17 protein-coding genes are annotated in these 23,008 nt (G+C 57.8%); 9 read left to right on the top strand and 8 right to left on the bottom strand.

Annotated elements, in window-relative coordinates; genetic code table 11:
• Positions 1 to 155: 155 nt before the first annotated feature.
• The gene (locus tag L1A08_RS11675; protein ID WP_238756579.1) at positions 156 to 1,529 is read left to right on the top strand and encodes a two-component system sensor histidine kinase NtrB; all 1,374 of its coding nucleotides are present in this window, start codon (positions 156 to 158) and stop codon (positions 1,527 to 1,529) included.
• Positions 1,526 to 2,884, top strand: a complete 1,359-nt coding sequence (locus L1A08_RS11670) for a sigma-54-dependent transcriptional regulator (RefSeq protein WP_238756578.1) — start codon at positions 1,526 to 1,528, stop codon at positions 2,882 to 2,884. The genes L1A08_RS11675 and L1A08_RS11670 overlap by 4 nt, the downstream gene beginning before the upstream one ends.
• Positions 2,885 to 2,917: 33 nt before the next feature.
• On the opposite strand, the gene L1A08_RS11665 is transcribed toward L1A08_RS11670, so the two are convergent.
• Together L1A08_RS11665 and L1A08_RS11660 are read right to left on the bottom strand one after the other, a co-directional pair.
• Positions 2,918 to 4,573: a sodium:solute symporter family protein gene (locus L1A08_RS11665; protein WP_238756577.1), complete on the bottom strand. Its 1,656-nt coding sequence runs from the start codon at positions 4,571 to 4,573 to the stop codon at positions 2,918 to 2,920.
• Positions 4,574 to 4,933: a hypothetical protein gene (locus tag L1A08_RS11660; RefSeq protein WP_238756576.1), complete on the bottom strand. Its 360-nt coding sequence runs from the start codon at positions 4,931 to 4,933 to the stop codon at positions 4,574 to 4,576. It abuts the gene before it with no gap.
• Between the two features lie 202 nt (positions 4,934 to 5,135).
• Between L1A08_RS11660 and L1A08_RS11655 the strand changes: the two genes are divergently transcribed.
• The 5 genes from L1A08_RS11655 (at position 5,136) to L1A08_RS11635 (ending at position 10,608) form a co-directional block, all read left to right on the top strand.
• Positions 5,136 to 6,215 carry a glycosyltransferase gene (locus L1A08_RS11655; protein WP_238756575.1) on the top strand — a complete coding sequence of 360 codons (1,080 nt, stop codon included), beginning with the start codon at positions 5,136 to 5,138 and terminating at the stop codon, positions 6,213 to 6,215.
• A 194-nt stretch (positions 6,216 to 6,409) separates the two neighbouring features.
• A complete protein-coding gene (locus tag L1A08_RS11650; RefSeq protein WP_238756574.1) occupies positions 6,410 to 7,201 on the top strand; it encodes an SDR family oxidoreductase in 792 nt (263 codons plus the stop codon).
• 60 nt (positions 7,202 to 7,261) lie between these two features.
• Entirely contained in the window at positions 7,262 to 8,785 is a 1,524-nt protein-coding gene (locus L1A08_RS11645) for an FAD-dependent oxidoreductase (protein ID WP_238756573.1), read from the top strand.
• A 333-nt stretch (positions 8,786 to 9,118) separates the two neighbouring features.
• The gene (locus L1A08_RS11640; protein WP_238756572.1) at positions 9,119 to 9,607 is read left to right on the top strand and encodes a YciE/YciF ferroxidase family protein; all 489 of its coding nucleotides are present in this window, start codon (positions 9,119 to 9,121) and stop codon (positions 9,605 to 9,607) included.
• Positions 9,608 to 9,717: 110 nt separating this feature from the next.
• Positions 9,718 to 10,608, top strand: coding sequence for an SDR family oxidoreductase (locus L1A08_RS11635; protein ID WP_238756571.1), 891 nt, complete (start codon positions 9,718 to 9,720; stop codon positions 10,606 to 10,608).
• Positions 10,609 to 10,621: 13 nt separating this feature from the next.
• On the opposite strand, the gene L1A08_RS11630 is transcribed toward L1A08_RS11635, so the two are convergent.
• Both L1A08_RS11630 and L1A08_RS11625 read right to left on the bottom strand, forming a co-directional pair.
• Positions 10,622 to 11,521, bottom strand: coding sequence for a CHAD domain-containing protein (locus L1A08_RS11630; RefSeq protein WP_238756570.1), 900 nt, complete (start codon positions 11,519 to 11,521; stop codon positions 10,622 to 10,624).
• A 98-nt stretch (positions 11,522 to 11,619) separates the two neighbouring features.
• Positions 11,620 to 13,107, bottom strand: coding sequence for an arylsulfatase (locus L1A08_RS11625; protein WP_238756569.1), 1,488 nt, complete (start codon positions 13,105 to 13,107; stop codon positions 11,620 to 11,622).
• Between the two features lie 274 nt (positions 13,108 to 13,381).
• Here L1A08_RS11625 and L1A08_RS11620 point away from each other — a divergent pair, with 274 nt between their 5' ends.
• Positions 13,382 to 14,020 carry an ANTAR domain-containing response regulator gene (locus L1A08_RS11620; RefSeq protein ID WP_238756568.1) on the top strand — a complete coding sequence of 213 codons (639 nt, stop codon included), beginning with the start codon at positions 13,382 to 13,384 and terminating at the stop codon, positions 14,018 to 14,020.
• Positions 14,021 to 14,031: 11 nt separating this feature from the next.
• Here the strand turns inward: L1A08_RS11620 and L1A08_RS11615 are convergent, their stop codons facing one another.
• Genes L1A08_RS11615 through L1A08_RS11600 form a run of 4 tightly spaced genes read right to left on the bottom strand, consistent with a single transcriptional unit; the run spans position 14,032 to position 18,946 of the window.
• Entirely contained in the window at positions 14,032 to 15,648 is a 1,617-nt protein-coding gene (locus L1A08_RS11615) for a hybrid sensor histidine kinase/response regulator (protein WP_238756567.1), read from the bottom strand.
• Positions 15,641 to 16,084 (bottom strand): response regulator, encoded by a 444-nt coding sequence (locus L1A08_RS11610; RefSeq protein ID WP_238756566.1) that lies wholly within the window; start codon positions 16,082 to 16,084, stop codon positions 15,641 to 15,643. Before L1A08_RS11610 ends, L1A08_RS11615 begins: the two co-directional genes overlap by 8 nt.
• Complete coding sequence (locus L1A08_RS11605) at positions 16,081 to 18,321, bottom strand: ATP-binding protein (protein ID WP_238756565.1); 2,241 nt, start codon at positions 18,319 to 18,321, stop codon at positions 16,081 to 16,083. Before L1A08_RS11605 ends, L1A08_RS11610 begins: the two co-directional genes overlap by 4 nt.
• Entirely contained in the window at positions 18,314 to 18,946 is a 633-nt protein-coding gene (locus tag L1A08_RS11600) for a biliverdin-producing heme oxygenase (RefSeq protein ID WP_238756564.1), read from the bottom strand. The genes L1A08_RS11605 and L1A08_RS11600 overlap by 8 nt, the downstream gene beginning before the upstream one ends.
• Before the next feature lie 407 nt (positions 18,947 to 19,353).
• On the opposite strand from L1A08_RS11600, the gene L1A08_RS11595 reads away from it, so the two are divergent.
• Complete coding sequence (locus L1A08_RS11595; RefSeq protein WP_238756563.1) at positions 19,354 to 23,001, top strand: family 16 glycoside hydrolase; 3,648 nt, start codon at positions 19,354 to 19,356, stop codon at positions 22,999 to 23,001.
• The last annotated feature ends 7 nt before the right edge of the window (positions 23,002 to 23,008 follow it).

Genomic DNA, 23,008 nt, shown 5'->3' with positions numbered 1-23,008 from the left:
GTTCCCGGTTCCGACTGTCGACGTGAATTGCCCGGAATTTCTCCGTCAGTACGGTTCCCCTGCAGCGATCCAATTGATGACAATGAAGTTGCCCGGCCGCTGCTCGATCGCCGGGGCATACTGTGCCTACGATCTCATTGCGGATTTCAGATTAGATGTTCGACGTTAAGGACGGTTCTCTTACCAACAACGCCCGGCTCTTCGCTCTCGGGCTCGTGCTGCTGAGCGTGTCTGCACTGGGGCTGACCGCCTGGATTCTCTGGGACGTGCAACAGGAACAGGAGATCGTCAGCCGGATCATTCAGCACCTGCCGGAAAGCGACCTCGAAGCCGCACGGGAGCTTTCCGGCGATCTCAAACTTCAAAGCCGCCTCTCGATCCTGCTCGTGCTCAACATTACCGGCACAGCAATTGCCTTTGCTCTGATGCTTCGCGGCTACCTAAGCAGCGAACGTTCTCTCCGTGACGTGAAGGTCCTGGCAACGGACATCCTGGCCAGTATGGATGCTGGAGTCATTACCACCGACTCGGCGGGCCGGATCACCAGCATTAATCCTCGCGGACGAGAATTGATCGGGATGGAGAATGGCACCTTGGGGCAGGCTCTCTCAGAGATCGCACCCGATCATGGGCTGTTGCATCTGATTTGTACGGAGGTGAATCAGGAACACAACTGTGTACGCGATCGCGATTACAACGTGAATAACCACGGTCATCGGAAGACGCTGCGAGCCGGTTGTACCCTGCTGAGGAACCAGCGAGACGAGGAGATCGGCACCGTGCTTCATGTTCGGGACGTGACTCAGAAAGCACTTCTTGAAGAACGATTGCGGCGTATGGAACGCTTCATCGGTCTCGGCTCGCTGGCTGCCGGTTTACATCATGAAATCAAAAACCCGCTCAGCGCACTTTCGCTGCACATTCAGCTTCTCAGCGAGCAACTCGCCACGCAGCAGACCGACCCCGAGATTCAGGAGTCCCTGGACGTTCTGCATACTGAAGTAAAGCGGATCAATGAAGTTCTCGACGGATTCAGAAACTATGCCGCGATGACCGCACTGGGACGGGCGCCGGTGGAAATCTGGGCGCTCATCGTGAAGCTGGTCCGACTCCTCCGTCCCCAGGCAAATTCTCAGGATGTGCAGATTGAACTCGATCTGGCGGTCGTCGATCCCCCCACGGTGCAGGCTGATTCCGTCCAGCTCGAACAGGTCCTGTTGAACCTTGCGCTCAACGGACTGGCGGCCATGCCGGAGGGAGGAACGCTGACATTCCGTCTGTCGCTGCAGGAGGACTTCGTGCGGATCGATGTGTCCGATACCGGCCACGGCGTTCCGACCGAGATCGCCCACGAGATCTTCGACCCGTATTTCACAACCCGACGAGAAGGAACCGGCATGGGGCTCGCCCTTTGTGATAAAATCGTTCGCCAGCACGGGGGGACGATCGAGTTTCATTCCCGCAATCTCAGTCCCGGACAGCCGGGCACCGAGTTCACAGTTCTGATTCCTCTGGATGGGAAGCTATGAAAGCCACCGATTTCGGCGTTCTGATCGTCGATGACGAACCGAATATCCGTTCCGGACTGGCCAAGGGGCTCGCCACGGAAGCGGATCTGCTCGATACGGCCGGTGATGCCGACGAAGCGCTCAGCAAGTTCGAACGTCAAAAGTTCGATCTCGTAATCGCCGACGTCCGACTCAACTCCAGTATGGACGGCATCCAGCTCGTCCGGAAGATTCTCTACTCTCGCCCTCAAACAGCCGTCATTGTCATCACCGCTCATGGAACCGTCGAAACCGCCGTCGAGGCGATGCGGGCGGGAGCCTTTGACTTCATCGGCAAACCTCTCGACCTGAATCTGGTTCGACAGCAGGTGCGCAAAGCGCGAGACCATTATCTGTTGCGGCTGGAAAATCAGCGACTGAGAAACCAACTGGCCAATGCGGGGGAGATCTCAAAGATCATCGGCAGTTGTGCGGCGATGCAGGACGTGTTCCGCCAGGTCCGACAGGTCGCCGCCACAGAAGCCACGGTAATGATCCAGGGGGAGAGCGGCACCGGCAAGGAACTCATCGCCCGCGCCCTTCACGATCTCAGCGATCGCAGCGACGGCCCGTTCATCGCCGTCAACCTCGGAGCCATGCCGGAAAGTTTGCTTGAGAGTGAGTTGTTCGGACACGAGAAAGGAGCCTTCACCGGCGCGATCCGGCAGAAGCCCGGTTGCTTTGAGCAGGCCCAGGGGGGCACGCTGTTTCTCGATGAAGTGACCGAGATGTCGTCGAAGAGTCAGGTTGATCTGTTGCGGGTGCTGGAATCGCGACTCTATTCACGAGTCGGCGGAGAAGGGATGCAGGAAACGGACGTTCGTATCATCTCGGCGACCAACAAGTCGGTTCAGGATCTGATCGACGATGGAACATTTCGCGAGGATCTCTATTATCGACTCAACGTGATTCCGATTCAGATTCCTTCCTTGCGACAGCGAAGAGAGGACATCCCGCTGCTGGTGGAGCACTTCCTCCGGCATTTCTGCGAGCGACACAATCGCCCCTCAAAACAGGTCGCCTCGGAAGCGATGCAATCACTTGCCGCCGCCCACTGGCCCGGAAACGTGCGACAGCTTCGCAATGTCATGGAGCGACTCGTGGTCACATTAACCGACGATGTTATCCACGCGAAGGATCTGCCGCAGGAGCTGTTCCCGCGAAACTCTCGAGCAGCGCCGCTGGTGACACTGGCGGAGTCCGTCGAGGAGTGCGAGCGAAACGCGATCATCAATGCGCTCGAAGCCTGCGAGTATCATCGGGAGAAGACGGCCAGGCGGCTCGGGGTCAGTGTACGGACACTCCATTACAAAATGGGTCGCTACAGCCTCCACTAGAGTGGAGTACCCCGCGGGATAACCGCGAATGCTTCACGCATTCATGTCGGTCGCGAACTCCAGCTTCCGCTCGGCAGGAACCGGCTTCGTGAACAGGCTCATGAGCACGAAGACGAGAAGATTGGGGATCAGCCCCCACGCCGAGGCATCCACGGGCAGCAGGGATTTCGCTGCCGCAATCGCGTTCAAGAGCGACTGGCTGCCGGGCACCCCCAGCGCGTTGACGAGGGGAGGAAACAGGCTCGTGAACGCCATTGCCCACAGCAGGCCGATGATCAAGCCGACGCACGCACCGGTCCTGGTCCCCCGGCGAATAAACAGGACATCGATCGTCATCGGAAGCAACTGGACGCTGAATGCGACCGCAAACAGCGCCAGTCCGACAATCATTTCCATGAAGCCGCTCAGAGAGCTTTCGGGTCGAGACCCGCCGATCACGACAACGAGGGCGAGGAATGTGGCCGCCAGAATGACCAGCCGTCCGACCCAGACGCGTTCCCGCTCCGTCGCCCGCGGACGTAGAAACTGATCGTAAACATCACGAGTAATCAGCGCGCTCAACGCGTGCAGATTGCTGTCTGCGGTGCTCATCGCCGCGGCCATAATTGCCACGATCAGAATTGAAGCGAGAAGATAGCCGAACTGATCGCCCAGCAGTTGGGGAAGCTGATCTCTCATCACCACCACCAGGATTTGATCGTAATTGCCGATCTCGGGGTGGGGACGGACTCCGGCTTCGTCGATCTGCAGCGGATAGAGCACTTGCCCGCCCAGTCCGACAAGCATAATGCCAAGTAGAAAGCAGCCCGTGAGCAGAACAATGAAGATCAACGCGCTCCGCATCAGCGTCTTGCGGTCTTTCGCGGAATAGAATCGCATCCACTGTGCCGGCTGGATTATCCCGCCGATGGGCATCAACAGGCAGACACTCATCAGTCTCGGCAAGGTCCAGAAGCCGGTGTTGCCCGGCAGTGTCAGCGACGAATCCGGCAACTGCGTCAGGGATCTGGCAAAACTGGTCCAGCCTCCCAGCACGGAAACCATCGCGATACCAGCCAGCATCATTCCGGACGTCAACAGCAGACACTGCAAGGCGTCGGTCCACGCCACACTCCGCATGCCTCCAACCATGATATAGACGGCCGTAATGCATGAAAGGACGATCGCTCCGATCTCAAAAGAATGCGCGGTCGTTGGAAAGAGGACGGCTGTCAACTCGCCGCCGGCTTTCAGCTGCATCATCACGTAAGGCATCGTGAACATAATGCCGACAAGCACGATCAGGAGTCTGAGCAGGACAGGAGAGCCATAATATCGGCAGAGCATGTCGGCCTGAGTGACATATCCGCGAGCCTGCCCCGCGGCGTGAATCCGCGTTCCGAGCAGATAGATGCAGAAGCCGGCCACCGGGACATTCAAACTGACCAGCGCGAAAACGACGCCTTCCCGATAAACCATGCCGGGCGCGCCGAGCAGAGCGAACGAACTGAAGAACGTCGCCATGATCGTGAGCGAAGAAATCAGCCACCCCTGTCCGCGTCCGGCGAGATAGTAATCCTCTTCACCGGACTTGCTTGTCCTGTAGCCAATCCAGCCGATGAGCAGCAGAACGAACAGATAACCGATGAGAACGACAACCGGAATCATTCCCATTTCCGACGATACGGTCGTCTGAAATGCAAGCGTCATTCAGTCCCCCTGCGATCCCCCGGCGGCGTCCTGCCAGATAAAGAGATAGGCCGCTAACGCAATCACCGCCATGACCAGATACCAGAAGATGCCCCAGGCGTAGAGCAGGGGAAGACCAAGGAACGTGGCGGGACGGTTAACAAGGAGCACCCCGGGGCCGATGCCCATCAAAATCGAGACGACGAATCCGATCGTGAGCGCGACAGATAACCTCGACGGCCTCCGGGAGCGCGGGTCGGTCATGGTGCCTGCCTGAATACGGTGCCTGTCTGAATACAAGATCACGAACGGAAAGTCATCGTACTTGGGGGGCCGTTCACCAGCAATCGACCGCCGGTCAAGGAAAAGCAGAGAACGCACGGCCTGATCGTTGGGCGAGCTTGCTGTTCGGTTCTCGGTCGGTCGCGACCTGCGAAGACACGCTCCAAGCGTCCTGCGGAGTATGGCATGGCGATTGCTCGACAATATGGATAGAAGGCATCTGCCAGATCGGCGCGGTTCAAGTGAAGCGTGCCTGGGCCTTGAAGCCCGGCGGAAAGTACGAAATCGTCTCGAGTTGGTCATGAATATCGGAGTGAACGGGCCCGTGGAACCCCTGGAAGGTTCAGAAGAGGTCGAGCATCTTGCCAGAGCGTACGCGATCGAGTTGAGCCATCGCGGACATCACGTTCTCTTCTTCGGCAACGAAGACATCTATGAAGTGGGGGGCGACCGCTTCGAACCGGTTGCAGCAACGACTTCAGAACAGGAAAGAGCGCTCGAAGAACTCCACATCGATCTGCTTCATACATTCGACACCGACTCCCGCGTGTTCTATCGGCAGGACGTCGCGGATTGTCCTGTCATCGTCACACTTGCTGAACCACCGGCTGACGTTACCTCTCTCGACGAATTGCGGCACAACCACGAAACCCGCTTCGTCGCAATCTCCGACCACTACGCTGATCTCTGGCATAACAAAGTAGGCGACGCTCGTGTCATCCATCCCGGCGTCGAAACAGATTTCTGGAAAAAAGACTTCCGCGCCCCCAGTCGACGAGCGTTTTGGAGCGGGGACATCACGCCGGAGAACAATCTCCATTATGCCATCGATGCCGCGTACGAAGCGGGAATGCCGATTGACATCGTAGGACCGATCGTCGACCAGGAATATTTCGACCATCACATCGCCCCTCGCCTCAAGACGCAGGATCAGTACCTGGGTGAATTGCTTGAGGATGAAGAGCGAGCTGTCCTGTCGCAGGCCCGGGTCTGCATTGTGACCACGCCGGAAGACCTGGCTGCGGAACTGGCCGTGGGGCGAGCGCTCGGTTGCGGAATTCCGGTCGCCGCTTATGACATGAACGGTCTTGGCGAGTTGGTGACCCGCGACGTTGGTCGCCTCGCCCGGGCCGACAGCACGAGAGACTTGGTTCGCGCGCTACGTGAATGCTTTCTCATCGACCGCGCCCGTTGCCGAAGCGCCGCTCTCACCCGTCTCTCACTGGCCCATATGGCCGTTGAATACGAGGAGATTTACGAAGAGATGCTCGGAGCTTCTCGAGACACGGAAAACTACCGCCGCTCGGAGTATTCCATTGCCGTGAACGGCAAAGGGAGCTCGAGTCGCTGGAAGCCGGAAACCGTCAAGATCGACGCCTGATCTGACAAACTACCAGAGAGCCCGTGGTCGCTGCCACGGGCTCTCTTTATGCGCAGACCACAATCTTTCCCAGCCCTGGGCCGTTAACGAAACACAGGCCGTCCAGGTCAGCAACAGTGGATTCTTCGCCCCGGCGCAGAAGTTGCTTCATCCTGAGCGAGAGGAAATTATTCTGCTTTCGTATGGGAGGGAAGATGCACGTTGAGCTTAATGATGAGGTCATGTGGGTCACCGGAGGTGGGGCGGGGATCGGACGCGCCATCGCTCTGGAAGCAGCTCGCTCAGGGGCCAGGGTCGCAGTCACTGATCTCGACGCGGATGCTCTCAGCGAGGTGGTTTACTCGATCCAGGAAGCAGGCGGGGAAGGGTTCGCAGTCGTGGGAGATGTGACCGTCCCGGAGCAGATGAAGGCGGCTGTCGACCAGATCGTCGAGAAGTGGGGCAAGCTCACTGCTGTCTGTGTGAATGCCGGCATCAATGGAACGTGGGCGCCAGTCGACGAGATCTGCGTCGAGGAATGGAAGAAAACAATCGACATCAATCTGACCGGCTCTTTCCTCACCGTTCATTACGCCGTCCCTCATCTCCGCAATGCGGGCGGAGGGAGCATTGCGATTCTCTCTTCGGTCAACGGAACGCGGGTCTTCAGCAACGAGGGGGCCTCGGCGTATGCATCCAGCAAGGCGGGACAACTTGCGCTGGGACAAATGCTGGCTCTGGAACTCGCCCCGTCCAGAATTCGTGTCAACGTGATCTGTCCCGGAGCATTCGACACCGGCATTCACGCGAAGACGGAGAAGCGTGATCTCGATGAAATCGAAACGCCGGTCGAATTTCCCGAAGGGAAGATCCCGCTGACGCACGGGGAGATGGGAAAACCGGAGCAGGTCGGCCAACTGGTCGTATTCCTGGCCAGTAAAGCAGCGGGCCACATCACAGGGTCTCCCGTTTGGATTGATGGAGCTGAATCGCTCCTTCAGGGATAAATTAATGGAAGGGGAGGAACAGCAAAAGCCGTTTTCGCTGCCTCCGTCAAATGGTCATTCATGTCTCTCCCGAGTCATCACTCATTCTGGGTCCGCGATCCCACGACCGGCTCTGCCGGGCTTACCCAGCGGTTCGATCGGCTGGCGGACGATCTTTATACCGAAGTGGCGATCGTGGGTGCGGGGATCACAGGCCTCTCCACGGCCATCGAACTTCTTGATCGCGGGTTTCAGGTTTCTGTCTTTGAAGCGTCTTTGATTGGCGCAGGAACGACCGGAGCAAGTACGGGACATCTTGATGCTCACCCGGAATACGGGCCGTCGAACCTTCTGAAAACGTTGAAACTTTCCGTGGCCCGGGAAGTGGTTCAGCTTCGGCTCCGCGCGATCGATCAGATTGAACAGAGAGCCGGATCGGGCTGCGACTTTCAGCGCGTGCCTGGCTGGCATTACGGCGAAACGATTCGAGACCGCGAACAGTTGCAGACCGATTGCGAGCTCTGCGGACAACTCGGGCTCGAAACCAGTTGGGAAGAGAACCTGCCGATTCGCCACGGAGCCTGCGGTTACCGCATCAAAGGCATGGCGAGAATTGACAGCTATGCCTATCTGCAGGATCTCGCCGAGAGGGTCGTGAAAGCGGGCGGACGAATTTTCGAGAACACTCACGTGACGATCGGGGGTGAGTTCGATCGTATCGCGCTCCGGGCAGGTCCCCATGCGATCTTCAGCGACGCCATCGTCTGTGCGGTACACAGCAACTACACCAACGTGCTGCGACTGGACCTCCAGCTTCCGGCGTATCAGTCCTACGCCCTGGTCGTTCGCGTGAAGGAGGATCAGCCGGACGGGCTGTTCTGGGATAACCGCTCCCCGTACTACTACATCAGAAGGGTCAACAGCAGCGACCCCCGACTGTTGATGGTCGGTGGTGCCGATCACCGCACTGGGACGAATCATCCGGAAGAAAGCAAAAACACGCTTAGAAAATATGTCTCCGATCGCTTTCGTGTCGAGGAGATTCTCGCGGAGTGGAGTGGCGAGTACTTTGATCCCGCCGACGGATTGCCATTCATCGGGCCGATTCCGCACCGGGATAAGATCTGGCTCGCAGCCGGATTTCGGGGAGCCGGCCTGACCTGGGGGACGGCGGCGGCCACTTTAATTGCTGCTCAAATCGCCGGAGAGAAATCTGACCTCGACAGCCATCTTATGCCGGGGCGGTCTGTTCTTGCTGGTCTTCCTCGCGTGGCATCCGAGCTGCTTCCGGCCCTCGCCAGTTACGCCCAGCGCATTCTTCCCGCTCCCCCTATCGATCGCTCATCGCTCGCTCCCGGCGAGGGAGCGGTCGGCCTTGTCGACGGACACCGTATGGCCATCTGTCGCGATCTCGATGGTTGCGAACACCGCCTCAGTCCCATCTGTTCGCATCTGGGAGGCGTAGTCCGCTGGAATCAGGCGGCTCAGACCTGGGACTGTCCCGTGCATGGAGGACGATACGCCGCCGACGGAACGAGGCTCTATGGCCCGCCGCCGCGCGATCTGACTTCGTTATCCCCGAAGACCACACCGCCGCCTGGATGACACCATCGGCTGTGAACGTCATCGTCGCCGGACGACAGCACGCCTTGCCGCTATCTATTCCATGCATTGATCGCAGCGAGCGCAGAACGATCGTTACCTGATCGTCCCGACGAGAATCTTGTCGCCGCCACGAACCGCCGATCGGTCCTCCTCACGGGCCCCAGAGGAGTTCTTTGGCCTGCAGAACTGTTCGAAAGGCTCTGGTATCCGCAGGGCGGTGGGAGAAGTCCTGTAACCGCGATCGGCGGAACCCCTTCGGCATAACTCTTGCAACATTCGGAACGAGTCGGGCAAGACCGCCCGCATTCCGACGAATCCTCAGGAGATACCGAGATGGCGATGAAGACACTGGAAGATGCATTCTATGATGAACTCCGAGATGTGCTCAGCGCAGAGAAACAGCTGACCAAAGCACTCTCCAAGATGGCGAAGAAGGCTTCCTCACAGGAATTGAAAAAAGCTTTTCAGGACCATTTGCAGCAGACCGAGAAACAGGTCGAGCGCGTCGAGAAAGCGTTCGAAGACACCGGGAAGTCTGCTCGGGCCAAGAAATGTGAAGCCATGGCCGGACTTCTGGAAGAGGCCGAGGATCTGATGAGCCACGACGCGGATCCCGAAGTCATGGATGCTCTGCTGATTGCAGCTGCCCAGAAGGTCGAACACTACGAAATCGCCACCTACGGAACGCTCTGTACCTGGGCGGAACTCCTCGGCTATCGCACAGCCAAGTCCGAGCTCGGGCAGAATCTCGATGAAGAGGAAACGACTGACAAGAATCTGACGCAGTTGAGCAAGAAGATTAATACCGCCGCCAACGCTTAACGGCGTCTCCCTGGACCAGCCTCTCTCGGATCCGACACATGGTCGTTCCCTGAGAGGCTGCTGTCTGCGCATTTCCAGCTTACGCTTGTCGAATCGGAAGGAGTAAAAGGATGGCGAACAAATCCAAATCACGAGGTGCTTCGGAAGGCGAACAGCGACCGGCTCAGTCACAGGCGCGACAGCCAGGACGTCAGCACAAGATGGAGCCGGAACCTGTCGTGGTCCGAGAGGATTACCAGGGTTCGAGCAAACTGAAAGGCAAGGTGGCGCTCATAACCGGAGGCGACAGCGGGATCGGCCGGAGTGCCGCAGTCATGTTCGCCCGGGAAGGAGCCGATGTCGCCATTGTCTATCTTGAAGAACAGCAGGACGCCGAGAAGACGGCGAAGATGATCGAACAGGAAGGCCAAAGCAGCTTACTGATCAAAGGTGATATCGGGGAAAAAGCCTTTTGCCAGAAAGCCGTTGAGGAGACCATCTCCAAATTCGGGCAACTGGACGTTCTCGTTAATAACGCCGCCGAACAGCACGAAGCCAAAGAAATCGACGCCATCAGTGAAGAGCAGCTCGTTCAGACGTTTCGCACCAACATCTTTTCGATGTTCTTCCTCACTCAGGCGGCACTACCTCATCTGCGAAAGCAGAAGGGGAGTACGATTATCAATACGACGTCCGTTACCGCGTACCGCGGCAGCCCCGGCTTGCTCGACTACTCCTCGACAAAAGGGGCGATCGTGGCGTTCACGCGATCTCTTTCCCAGAAGCTGGCAGCCGAAGGAATTCGCGTTAATGCGGTCGCACCGGGTCCAATCTGGACACCGCTCATTCCGGCTTCATTCGATGCGGAAAAGGTGAGCAAGTTCGGCGGCGATTCCCCTCTCGGTCGAGCCGGCCAACCTTCGGAAGTTGGAACCTGTTACGTCTTCCTGGCCTCTGACGACTCCTCGTACATGACCGGTCAGGTGTTGCATCCCAACGGCGGAGAAGTGATCAACGGCTGATGCGGGGAGAGAATCAGAGTTGCCAGACGTCCCAGTACCTGGACATACGATTGCAGAGTGCGCCGGGCTTCTCGGCAAAGAGCCGCCGCCCAACAAGAAAGCTCTTCTGCTGCAGCAGTTCACGCTGTTGATCCATCAATCCAAGAAACGCCTGGATGTCCCGTTCCTGTCCAAATGCCTCCGGACTCTCCACGACCTGAGCTCGTAAAACGGCCAGGTCGTGGTCGTCTCCGAGGTAGTCGCCGAGTCGATCGGCTTCGCCCGCTCTTGCTCGCAGTTCGGCCGGCCAGAGCGGAGTCAGGATCTGACAGTGGTAGCGATGATATTTCACGCGCTTCCGCCAGTTGTGAAAGTTTTCGTCGGCAGGCTCTTCCGCGACACCATCCATTTCTTTGCAGGCTCGGGAATAGGTCTTCTTCAAGCCGCCGCGAATTGCCGAGAAGCCTTCTTCTGACAGTCGCCACGACGGAATGCGATCGCGAGCCGCTTCGAGTCGAGCGGCCACTTCCTGGAAGCGAGCGTTTAGATCCACTCGCTCATCGAGCAGGGCCTTCCTCCGGTTGGTCAGCTCACGTCGGATCGAGCCAAACGCTTTCCGCTGGACCTGATCTTCAAACGTCTCCATGACCGCATCGTACGTGTCGAGCGCGGTTTTCGCATCACGGGCCTGCGACAACATGCGGGCCGCATCTCGAAACTCCCTGTTCTCCCGGCCATAGGCATCGCCGAGAGCAGGACGAACGAGCCTGATCACAGCCCGCAGCTTCTTACACCGCTTGCGGATCTGATGGACTTTTCGGGAGGTTTTCACCTCGGAATCGCTGAGGTCCCGGAGTGATTTCTCGATCTGTTCCCGCGCAATCCGCCGGAGGCCGGCTTCGACGCCTTCGTTCCGTTTCAGTCTGTACCCCACGAGTTCACCTCGGCACGTGTCAACACATGGATGTCGGCCGCATTTCATCTTCTGCCTGACGTTCCCGAGAGAACGCAGACAAATTCCAGTCGTTTCGATCAGTCGATCGGCTTGAGTGGGAATACTTCCGATGGGGTATGTTGTTCCTGCATCAGTTTCTTGAGCCGTTCAACAACCTTGGGATGCTGTTCGGCGACATTGTTCTGCTCGCCCGGGTCGCGAGCGAGGTGGTACAGTTCAATCTCGAGATTGCCTTTTCGCATGTTCTGGCGAACGGCTTTCCAGTCTCCCGCCCGAACCGACTGTTGGCCGCCGTAACTGGAGAACTCTCGATAAAGAAATGGCCGCGGCTCCTGGTCCTCGCCCAGCAACGTTGGAGCGAAACTGATTCCGTCAATCTCCTGCGGAGAATTCTCCGCGTGCCCTACGAGGTCGAGAATGGTCGGCATGATGTCTTCGAATCCGGCGACGCGGTTACTGACGGAACCGGCCTTGACGCGACCTGGCCAGCGAACGATGCACGGCACGCGAATTCCTCCCTCGTACAGCGAACCTTTCAGCCCTCGCAGTTCTCCGACACTATTGAAGAAATCGTAGTCGACCTCTTCTTTGAGATGCGTCGTCCCGTTGTCGGAAGAGAATATGACAACGGTGTCTTCGGTCAGTCCGAGTTCGTCCAGGGTCTTCAGCACGTTGCCGATGCTGCGATCCATGTATGTGATCATCGCAGCGTAGGCCGCCCGTGGTGTGAAGTGAGGCGTATAGCCGTAGCCGTTAGCGCGGGTGAAGGGGGGATCGTCCCAGTTGAGTTCCAGATACGACTCCAGTTCCTTATCCGGAACATGCAGTGCCACATGCGGAATGACGGTCGGGTAATAAAGAAAGAACGGCTCATCCTTGTTGTCGCGGACGAACTGGACAGCCTGTTCGTTGATTCGTTCCGGGGCGTAGTCATTCCCTTTGAAGACATCGTAGCTGCGGGGATCGGCTGGATCGGCTCCCTTGGGCAGACTGGCGTGCCCAGGAACAGGGGGATCGTTCTTCAGTGCGACATGCTGCTCATCGTTCCAGAGATACGACGGATAATAACTGTGAGCGTGCGACTGACAGTTGTACCCGAAGAAGCGATCGAACCCCTGAACCATTGGTCGTCCGGTCGACTCGGGCCCGCCCAATCCCCACTTGCCAAATGCTCCTGAAACGTAGCCCAGCTCTTCGAGAAGCTCGGCGATCGTGATCTCGGAGTCTGGAATCGGCCATTGCCCCTCCGGCGGAGTCGATCGGTTGTCCCGCACTGCGGCATGTCCCGGATGCTTACCCGTCATCAACACGCAGCGTGAGGGCGCACAGACTGCATTGCCCGAGTAAAACTGCGTGAATCGCATCCCATCAGCGGCCAGCTGATCGAGTTGAGGCGTACGGATGTGCTCTTGGCCGTAACTTCCAAGCTCCCGGTAACCGAGATCATCGGCCACGATGAGCACGATATTCGGAAGCCGCCCGTCTCTCGCAGTCGCCTGGCTCGAAATGAGCAGAGGAGAGAGGAACAGTAGAGCGGAAAGCATAAAGCCTGGGTGAAATCTCATACGTCAACAGCCCCTGTCACTGGATCAAAGTCGTCGAAGTTTACGTCGACCAGCTTACCATAAGCGCCGGCAGATCCGTAAGGGTGGGGAATGATTTCCGTCTGGAGACCTGCATCAGGCAGAATTGTTTGGATTCGCGTCTCAGTTGTGTTTCTTCATCACGAAATTCGTGGCATCCCACGGATAGCGCGGTTATAGTCATACGGTTATTTCCGCACATCGTCCGAATGTTTGATCGTACGTCTACAATCCTCAATCGAGTCCGTTTCCGTTCATGACTGACCTGGCTACCGACAGCGTGAGGATTTATTTCGCTCACGGCAATGAGATTGTCCGCCCCATTATCGAGCAAATGTTGCTTGCGCTGAACCATCGGGTCCCGGTGGTCACGGACTCCGGGCACGAGCTAATCGACTCTGTGAAGCGGAAACCGCCCGAGCTCCTGATCGCCAGCACGCATCTGTCCGATATGGACGGAATTGACGCGCTCATCGCCTGCGGAAAGAAGCATCCGATTCCGTCGATCATCATCTCTCCGACGGCAGAACTCGAGAAGGTTGAGCATGCGTTGCAGGATCATGTGATGGCCTACCTGACCGAGCCGGTCGAGCTGAACGACTTACGCCCCTCGATCTACCTGGTCCTGACCCGTTTTCGAGAGTTCGAAGAGCTGATGAAGGAGAATCGAGAACTCCGGGCCGCTCTCGATGCCCGCAAATGGATCGAGCGCGCCAAAGGCCAGTTGATGAAGCAACGGGAGATCGACGAAGACACGGCTTATCGCACGCTGCAACGGATGGCGAACGATTCGCGGAAAAAGCTTGTTGAAGTGGCCCGCATTATCGTCGAGGCTCAGGATCTGCTCAGTATCGACGGCGAGCAGAAGAACGGCAAATCCTTCGCCGAAGGATGACTCGCCGCTGGCTACTCATACTCCAGCGAAAGTCGACGGTTCTCGCTGAGCGTTGAAATCGTTTCGAGCAGAGTCGAGCGATCGATCGGCTTGGTAACAACCTCTCGAGCACCGGCCTCCAGCGCGATCTTACGGGTCCGGGACGAAGCATCCGCGGTCAGAACGATAACCGGAATCTGATCGTCCACAGCCAGAATCTCCTGCGTGGCCTGCAGGCCATTCACCCCCGGCATCTGGATGTCTGTGACGACCACAGAAACGGACTCGGCGTTTTTCTGAACGAAGTCCACGAGCTCTCTGCCGTTCTCGATGATCGTAATCCGCCCGCCCGCTGCTTCGATGATCCGCTTCATCAGAACCTGCGTTGATCGGACGTCTTCAGCAAGGACCACGTGACAGTTCTCAAGCGATGCCGGGGAGTTCCCCGCCAGGGAGATCACGTGTTCGGCCGATGAATCGTCCACGGAAGAAGCAACGACTAGAGGAACCGCAAGGGTGAACGTGCTGCCCTGGCCAACCTTGCTCTTCGCCGACACGGTTCCGCCCATCGCCTTGGCAAGTCGGCGGCTGATCGAAAGCCCCAGCCCGGTCCCGTTGCTTCGCTGTTTCTGGTCGCCGCCCGATTGTGCGAACGGCTCGAAAATCAAGTCGAGATCGTCCTCCGCGATTCCACAACCCGTGTCGACCACGCTGTAGACCAGGAATTCCTGATCATCGTGAACCTTGCGTTTAACTTCAAGAACCACTTCGCCGCCGGGACTGAACTTGATGGCGTTGCCGAGAAGATTCAGCAGAATCTGTCGCAAACGAATCGGATCGACCAGAATACGTTCCGGCAGTTCGGAGGCGGCATCCAGACGCAGCCGAACCTGGTTCTCGTTGGCACGAACACGCATCAGGTTGAACAGCTCGTTTAACAGCCCGGGGAGTTCGGTTGGAGAACGCTCGATCTGCAGCACACCGGCTTCCATCTTGGAGAGATCGAGTAGATCGTTGACGATCTCGACCAGATATTTCCCGTTGTCCCGAATCATCGTCAGCATGTTCCGCTGGTCATCGGTCGTTTCCGTATCCAGCAGCAGTTCGCACAAACCCAGGACAGCCGTCATCGGGGTGCGAATCTCGTGACTGATGTTGCCGATAAAAGCCGACTTCGCACGGCTGGCCGAAGCCGCTTTCCGCTCGCTGGCATGCAGCCGCTTGACCATCGCGTGTCGTTCAATCGCATTGTCGACGACCCGGAACAGCACCGATGGATAGATGGCACTCTTGGTCACGTAGTCCTGAGCCCCGGATCTCAACGCCACGCTGGCATCGTTGCTGCCATCGCTGCCCGTTAACACAATCACCGGATAGCGGGTCACGTGATCGCTTTTCCGCATTCTCAGCTGATTGAGAAGCTCGATGCCGTTCACTTTGGGCATGTGGATATCGACGATCACGCAGTCGATCGGCCAGTCCGTGCTCTCATGACATAACTTGAGTCCCTCTTCACCATTGCAGGCTTCGCGGAATTCATAACGTCGGTCAGATCCTCCCTGGATAAGCGCAGCACGGATACGGGCCCGATCCTCTGGAGAATCATCGATCAGCAGAATTCGCTGGACGTGGGGCTGCCCGTTACTCATGACGAGACCTCCGTGTCATCGGGCAGTGAATGACATCACTCAGCCAGTACGTCAGCACGGAAACCAGCATTCGTATCATCGTCTCCGTTTCGATGACCTTGGCATGAAAGGCATTCGCGCTGGCATCGTAACATTGGATGATCTCAGACGGACTCGAACTGGTTGTGAATACAACGGCTGGGACCGAGGCGTAGTGAGGCGACTTCTTCAGTCGCTCGAGTACGGAAAGGCCACTCGCTCCAGGCAACCGAAGATCGAGCATCGCCAGAGCAGGGGGGGCCAGCGTCTTCCGCTCGATCAGTTCCAGGAGCGGCTCTGCCCTGCGAAAGCGCAGCGTGCGTACTGGCTTGCCGTACCGCTGGCAGGCAAGACTCAGCACTTCAAAGTCTTCATCATTGTCCTCGAGAACGAGGAGTGATGCGATACCCTCGCTCATGACTTCTGTCCCAGTGTGAAGTAGAACGTTGTTCCCAGTTCGGTTGATTCGGCGACGATCGAGCCCCCGTGCCGCTCGACCATTCGGCGGACTATTGTCAATCCGGCTCCTGCCCCTCCACCATAGGCATCACGGTCGTGCAGCCGGCGAAAAATCTCGAAAATCTGTGTAGAAAACGCAGGATCGATTCCGATGCCGTTATCGTTCACATAAATCACGCTGGACGCAGGCTCGCAAACCGTGGCCAGCGGCGTTTCCGAGGCCGGAACCATTCCGATCTCGACCCGCTTGATTTCGCTCTCGTTGTACTTAATCGCATTGCTGGCAAGGTTTCCGAGAATCTCCCGCACACAGGCGAAATCTCCCGTCACAGGACCATCAGACTCCACACTGATTTCAACGTCTTCAGGCGGAAGTCCACCGAAGAGTACATCTTGCATCTGCTCGACCGTTTCGGCAAGCGCGAACTTTTCGATTCGGAGTTCCGCTCGGCCCGCCCGGGAAAATCGCAGCAGTCCGTTCAGGAGTTCTTCCATGCGGGAAGTCAGCCTTTTGACTCCCTGCAGGCCGCGAACGTAGTTCTCGTCGGTCAGGTTCTGAGCCTGTTCAAGCAGATATGCGAAATGATTGATGCCCCGCAGCGGTTCTTTCAAATCATGGGAAGCCGCATAGGCGAAGGCATCCAGATCGGCATTGAGCGCTCGCAATTCGTCGATCGCTTTTCGCAGCTGTTCGGCCTGTTCGACGAAGATCGTCTTCATGCCCGCCGCAAGGGTGGCCGCAACTTCCCGATCGGCCTGCGTCCACGGACGACTTTTGCCTTCAACCTTCTCTTGAAATGCTCCGAAGGATTTTCGGGGGGTCAGCCGACCGTCTTCTCGGGTTGCTGACTTGCTCGGATCGCCTCCCCAGGTGATGGTGGCGCTGTATGGAGGACGAAAGAACAGAAACACGCCCCCTTCACGCCGCCCGAGGCGAATCGCCAGCATCCCCGCACACCGATCCGCATAAGAAGCCGCAGCTGGCAGCCAGGCCGAAATCTGGTCGGTAAACGCGATCGCCTGATCGGGTCTCACGGCAAGCGCCTGATGCAGTTCCCGGATCGCTTCCTGGTTGGGGAGCTCTCCCCAGAAAAAGTTGTGGCTTCCCGATTGCCAGACCATGCCACAGGCGTCGAACAGACTGCACAGCCAGCCGGCCGATCGTTCCAGACCGCCCGTCACGTCGTTCGACTGTCCCATTGAAGACAGGTTCTCGGTGATGGCTCGATTCACTTCCACTTTCCGCTGCAACTGCTCCTGCTGCATCCGGCTCACAAGAAATGTCGACAGCAGAGCCCCTGCCAGCTCACACGCATCCCGCATCCCGGGGCTGACAGGTTTCGCCTGATTGTGATGGCAGGCGATCAGCCCCCAGAGTTTCTCTCCCTGCATCACCGAGATCGACATGCTCGCCCGCACGCCCATGTTCTTCAGGTACTCGACATGAATTGGCGAGATAGCTCGCAGTGTCGCGAACGACATATCGACCGGTTCGATCCCGCCTGCGGAAACCATGTCGACCGTGGGCGCTTCGACATCGGCGATCAATCGGATTCGATTCAGTTCGTACAGCCGTCGGGCTGGAGCTGGAATATCGCTCGCTGGATAATGCAGACCAAGAAACGCCTCCTGCTCGTCCTGTTTCGCTTCGGCGATGACACAACCGTGACCGTCTTCCAGAAACTGGTAGAGCATCACTCGATCAAAGCCGGTGAATTCCTGGATCGTCTGGACGACGCAGTCGTAGATCTCTTCCAGCGACTGACGCTCCATTTTCACAAACAGGCGACCGACCAGATCGGACGCTTGAACGTCCGATTCCGTTTCAGCTGTCAGCACTTCGACCAGACAGCGACCGCCGTAATGATGAGCCAGAACCGTCCGCGTCCCCGCAGGCAGTTCAACCGTCCTGCGATCTGCGTGCTTCCCCTCAGGCATCTCACGGGCCTGGGTGACGATATCTCCCAGGACGGGAAGCGTCTCGCGAAACGGATTCTCCAAAAGGTCGGCGACCGACAGCCCTGTCACGTCCTCACAGTTCGCACTCGCAGCGACAACACGTCCGCTTGAGATTTCGATCGCAATCAAGGCTCCCCGATTCTGAACGGCTCCGGGAGTATGAATCGGCTCCCGATCGCAATTGGTCAAATCGACCGACCGGTTAAGAGGGGATGACGGAAGGGAGGAATCACTCATCGGTGCCTGCACTTTCCAGGGTTTCGAGAGAATCGGAGAAGCCCGATTCGAAGGACCGGAACATCCCGACAGCGGCATGCACCGCGACCGCATCGTCAATCTGCAAGCCCTCGATCCAGCGGCGGAAAGCCTTCCAGTACTCCGCGGTCTGCTCACCGTAACCGACAAAAAAGCGACATCCGCTCGACGTTCCCAGACCGAGGCGTTCTTCCACCAATCCGGCCATTCGCGTCGCCCCCAGGGTCATCCCTTCAAGGGCGTAGGATTTTCCGGCGATCACCGCCAGAGCTTGTTCGGAGTTCTGAACCTCTTGATCCCCGCCCTCCGGAACGAAATCAGCAACGGCAACGTCTCGCGGAGCGACCTTGAGACAATGGAGGTCCTCCAGGAGCCAGGACGTTTTCTGCAGTCGGCGCGTCCACGACGGAGGAAGCTGATCGGCTCGCAGAACACGCTCTGAAAGCTGCGTGAGATGTTTCTCGACGGGGCCGACGACGCTCAGATAGCGCTGTAATCCATCGACGTACTCCTCAAGTCCACTGGTCAGTCGATCGGGATTGATCAGTTGATGGAGTCGCTGATGGGAGGAGTGAGTTTCGCCGCGAAATTGTTCCAGAAGCTGCATGCACGATCCTGATCTGACAGTGTTCCAAAGTCCAATTACATTCGCAGCTTCAAGAGAAGGCGAACATAATACACAATTAGCAGGGCCCGAGATTCCCAAGTGCCCTGAAACTGTTTCGACTAAGAGAACGAGCTGCCATAGGTCGCACTCACGTAGAAGGAAGCGGATCGTCGAGGTGACGGAGCACCTACGTCCGATTTGATTATTGTAGGTCCTGCAAAAGGTGACGCAAGGACCTGATTCCAGATTTGACCATCAGTAAACATGCCTTCGAACAATCGCCCCGGACACCCATCGGCCACGCCCGATCGATTGTGTTGTCTCATTTCCCCGATCCTGCTACCGTTCGCACAAGCAACGCCAGATTCGTTTTCGCCACTGAACCCCACACCAGTTCGAGTTGCCTTATGATGACTCCTCGTCTTTCCTTCCTACTGCTCCTGTCGATCGCCATCCTCAGCCAAGCCACCGGGTTGACCACCTCGACGACCTTCGCTGCTCCGGCGGATAAAGCGGCAACGACCTCCCTGAAAGAAGCTGGCGAGCAGCCCGACTTCCAGACGCAGGGCGAGTACGTGACCGAGGGACGAGGCGTACAGGTCATCGCTCTGGGAGATGGCGAATTCGAATGTGTTATCTACCCCGGCGGACTTCCCGGGGCCGGCTGGGACCGTTCCGAACCGACTCGTCTCGAAGCCAATTCCGACGATGTTCTCGATCTCGTCGATGGATACGAGAGGGTCGACCGTCAAAGTCCGACATTGAAGGCTGCTGCTCCCGAGAACGCCACGATTCTGTTTGATGGTCAAGCCGAGACACTGCAGAACCATTGGAAAGACTCAGCCAAAATGACCGAGGCCGGCCTGCTGCGGGAAGGGGCCTCGGGGACGACATCCTTCGAAGACTTCACGCTGCATCTTGAGTTTTTTCTCCCGTACACGCCGGAGGCACGCGGACAGGGCCGCGCCAACAGCGGCGTCTATCTGCAGGGCCGTTACGAAGTTCAAGTTCTCGATTCCTTCGGGCTGAAGGGCCGCAATAACGAATGCGGCGGCCTGTATTCACTCAAAGATCCCGATGTGAACATGTGCCTGCCGCCACTCAGCTGGCAGACGTACGACATCGATTTTATGGCCGCCCGCTACGGTGAAGATGGTCAGAAGACCGCCAACGCCCGGGTGACCGTTCGTCATAACGGCGTCGTGATCCACAACGATGTCGAACTGCCCGAACCATCCCCGGGAGCACCGAACAAGGAATCCGCGGAACCGGGCCCGCTGTTCTTGCAGAATCATGGAAACCCTGTTCGGTATCGCAATATCTGGGCGATCCCCCGTGATTTCTCCAGACTGGCGGCTCGTCCAATCATTCCGGGTTTTGAACGCTTCCATACCGGCCCGTCGGCTGACCTGGCAGCGGGTGGCCGACTGCTTCTGGGAGAACTCAATTGCGCCTCCTGCCACAAGCTTGAAAGCGATCTGCAGAAGTTTGTTTCGACGAAAGAAGCTCCGCGTCTCTCGACGGTGGGGCAACGTATTCAACCTGAGTATCTGCTCGACTTCCTCTCCGCTCCCCATGAGGTGAAGCCGGGGACGACTATGCCAGACCTGTTTGCCGGTCAGTCCGACGAACAACGCCGGAAGTCGGTCGAGCCGATCGTTCATTTTCTCGCTTCAACCGGAACACCACTGCATCAGCCTCCCAGCGTGAAGAATGCGGCCAAGGGAGCCAGACTGTTCCGCGAAATCGGCTGCGTCGCCTGTCATGCTCCTCATTCCAAAGACGTCAAAACACCAGCCGGCACAACTGTCCCGCTCGTCGGTCTGGAACGGAAATATTCCGTTCGGTCGCTGGCAGAGTTTCTGAAGGATCCTCATGCAGTTCGCCCCTCGGGACGAATGCCGAACTTCAAGCTCGCCGAGGACGAGCCGATTGAACTGGCCGAGTATCTCCTGCGGGATCGTGATCCGAACCTCTCCCGGCCTCACTGGAACTACAAGCTCTTCGCGGGCCGCTACAGCCAGCTCGCCGACATTCCGGTCAACTCTCCAACAGGGAACGGGGTTTCCGTCGGCCTGGACCTCTCCGTCGCCGGCACCAAGGATCGCTTCGCGATTCACTTCAGCGGATTTCTCAACATCGAGCAGGCCGGCGACTATCGCTTCTTCCTGGGGTCCGACGATGGAAGTCGACTGACGATTAATGATCGTGAGCTGATCACGTTCGACGGAATTCACGCCCATCAGCTGAAGTCCGCTTCGATGAGACTGGAACCGGGACTGCACCCGATTCTGGTCGAGTATTTCGAAGCTTCTGGTTTCGAGTCGCTGGAGTTGCTGATCGAAGGTCCGGGCATCGTTCGTGGCGATATTTCTGGCCTGGTGTCTCTCACAGACTCGCCCGAGCCGGAGAAGTCCGAAACGGACGAGAAAGGCTTCGTCTTTGATCCCGACCAGGTGGAAGAAGGAAAGCGCCTTTTCGCGTCCATCGGTTGTGCCTCATGTCATGAGATGAAGCTCGGAGACGATCGCATCGCCTCCACGCTCAAAGCCCCGGAACTGACCGCCGTTTCCATTCAGCAGGACACGTCCTGCCTCGCTCCGGAATCTGCTCCTCAGGTGCCGGATTACAATCTAAGTGACAAGCAGCGGACTGCTCTCCGCACTGCTCTCTCAACTGAAGTTGACCGCAGCGAAAGTGGTGACGCCGCACGACTGCATGCGTCGATGGTACGGTTCAACTGCTACGCCTGCCATTCGCGCAATGAAATTGGAGGTCCAGAGCAGAGTCGGAACCCGCTGTTCGTGTCGACAATTCCGGAAATGGGTGACGAAGGGCGCGTGCCACCTCCGCTCGATGGAGTGGCCGATAAGCTGAGCGAATCCTGGCTCAAGCACGTACTCAGCAATGGCGCCAAAGATCGCCCTTACATGAAAACACGCATGCCACAGTTTGGAGGCGAGGTCGCTGAACTCACGCCAGCATTCGTCAGGCTCGACGAGCAGACCTCGGCGACGATTCCTGAGTTGGAAGAATCGCTTCACCGTGCGAAAGCGACCGGCCGCGAACTTGTTGGCGGGAACTCTCTGTCGTGCATCAAATGTCACACGTTCGGGGACATCGAAGCCACAGGCATTCAGGCCATCGATCTCCTGACGATGACACGCCGGCTCCGCGAAGACTGGTTTTATCGCTATCTGCAGGATCCGGTCCGCTATCGACCGGGGACACGAATGCCGAATGTCTTCCCGGAAGGCGTCAGTGCCGACCGCAAGATTTACGACGGCGATCCCGGTCAGCAGATTGCCGCGATGTGGCATTATCTCCGCGATGGAAACACTGCGGCTGTTCCCTATGGACTGCTGCCGGATCCGATTGAACTGGTTGCGGAGCAGGAACCAGTCATTTACCGCAACTTCATTGAGCATGTCAGCCCCCGAGGTATCGCGGTTGGCTATCCGGAGAAGGCGAATGTCGCCTTTGATGCCAGCGATATGTCACTGCGGTTGATCTGGCATGGCCCGTTCATCGATGCCGGTAAGCATTGGCGCGGGCGAGGGCAGGGGAAACAACGTCCTCTCGGAGACCATGTTATTCGCCTGGAATCAACGACACCCCTGGCTCTGCTCGACAGCCGCGACTCCGTCTGGCCGACCGGCGATTCGAATGACGTCAACTTCCTTGGCTATTCACTGGATGAGAAACGGCGGCCGCGATTCCGTTACCGCATGGGTGAAACCCTGGTTGAAGATGCGATCGAACCGATTGTCCACGAGAAGCGAGAACCTGATCTCCGCCGCACGCTCACTGTTCAACGCGGCGAAGATCCGTCCGGCGATCTCTACTTCCGGGCCGGTCGCGGCCAGAAAATTGAAGCGATCGATGGCGGAGCCTATCGCGTCTGGTACTCCTCCGACAGCAACTATCGCGTCAAACTCAGTGCCGGAGCCGACGCTCACGTTTTCGTTCGCGGCAGCGAAGGACAGCAGGAACTGCTCCTTGTCCTGCCCACCGGTTCCAGCCAGCAACAGATTACCCAGACGATCGAATGGTAATTCGTCA

The organism is Rubinisphaera margarita (genome assembly GCF_022267515.1).
GTDB classification, from domain to species: Bacteria; Planctomycetota; Planctomycetia; order Planctomycetales; family Planctomycetaceae; genus Rubinisphaera; species Rubinisphaera margarita.
The sequence above is the reverse complement of the archived record's forward strand: the minus strand, read 5'-3'. Positions and strand labels throughout refer to the sequence as shown.

Coding starts and splice junctions, on each gene's coding strand:
- L1A08_RS11645 (WP_238756573.1), top strand. CDS start 7,262: ATGTCTCTCCCGAGTCATCACTCATTCTGGGTCCGCGATCCCACGACC.
- L1A08_RS11670 (WP_238756578.1), top strand. CDS start 1,526: ATGAAAGCCACCGATTTCGGCGTTCTGATCGTCGATGACGAACCGAAT.
- L1A08_RS11655 (WP_238756575.1), top strand. CDS start 5,136: ATGAATATCGGAGTGAACGGGCCCGTGGAACCCCTGGAAGGTTCAGAA.
- L1A08_RS11635 (WP_238756571.1), top strand. CDS start 9,718: ATGGCGAACAAATCCAAATCACGAGGTGCTTCGGAAGGCGAACAGCGA.
- L1A08_RS11610 (WP_238756566.1), bottom strand. CDS start 16,084: ATGAGCGAGGGTATCGCATCACTCCTCGTTCTCGAGGACAATGATGAA.
- L1A08_RS11605 (WP_238756565.1), bottom strand. CDS start 18,321: ATGAGTGATTCCTCCCTTCCGTCATCCCCTCTTAACCGGTCGGTCGAT.
- L1A08_RS11615 (WP_238756567.1), bottom strand. CDS start 15,648: ATGAGTAACGGGCAGCCCCACGTCCAGCGAATTCTGCTGATCGATGAT.
- L1A08_RS11650 (WP_238756574.1), top strand. CDS start 6,410: ATGCACGTTGAGCTTAATGATGAGGTCATGTGGGTCACCGGAGGTGGG.
- L1A08_RS11665 (WP_238756577.1), bottom strand. CDS start 4,573: ATGACGCTTGCATTTCAGACGACCGTATCGTCGGAAATGGGAATGATT.
- L1A08_RS11595 (WP_238756563.1), top strand. CDS start 19,354: ATGATGACTCCTCGTCTTTCCTTCCTACTGCTCCTGTCGATCGCCATC.
- L1A08_RS11620 (WP_238756568.1), top strand. CDS start 13,382: ATGACTGACCTGGCTACCGACAGCGTGAGGATTTATTTCGCTCACGGC.
- L1A08_RS11600 (WP_238756564.1), bottom strand. CDS start 18,946: ATGCAGCTTCTGGAACAATTTCGCGGCGAAACTCACTCCTCCCATCAG.
- L1A08_RS11625 (WP_238756569.1), bottom strand. CDS start 13,107: ATGAGATTTCACCCAGGCTTTATGCTTTCCGCTCTACTGTTCCTCTCT.
- L1A08_RS11675 (WP_238756579.1), top strand. CDS start 156: ATGTTCGACGTTAAGGACGGTTCTCTTACCAACAACGCCCGGCTCTTC.
- L1A08_RS11640 (WP_238756572.1), top strand. CDS start 9,119: ATGGCGATGAAGACACTGGAAGATGCATTCTATGATGAACTCCGAGAT.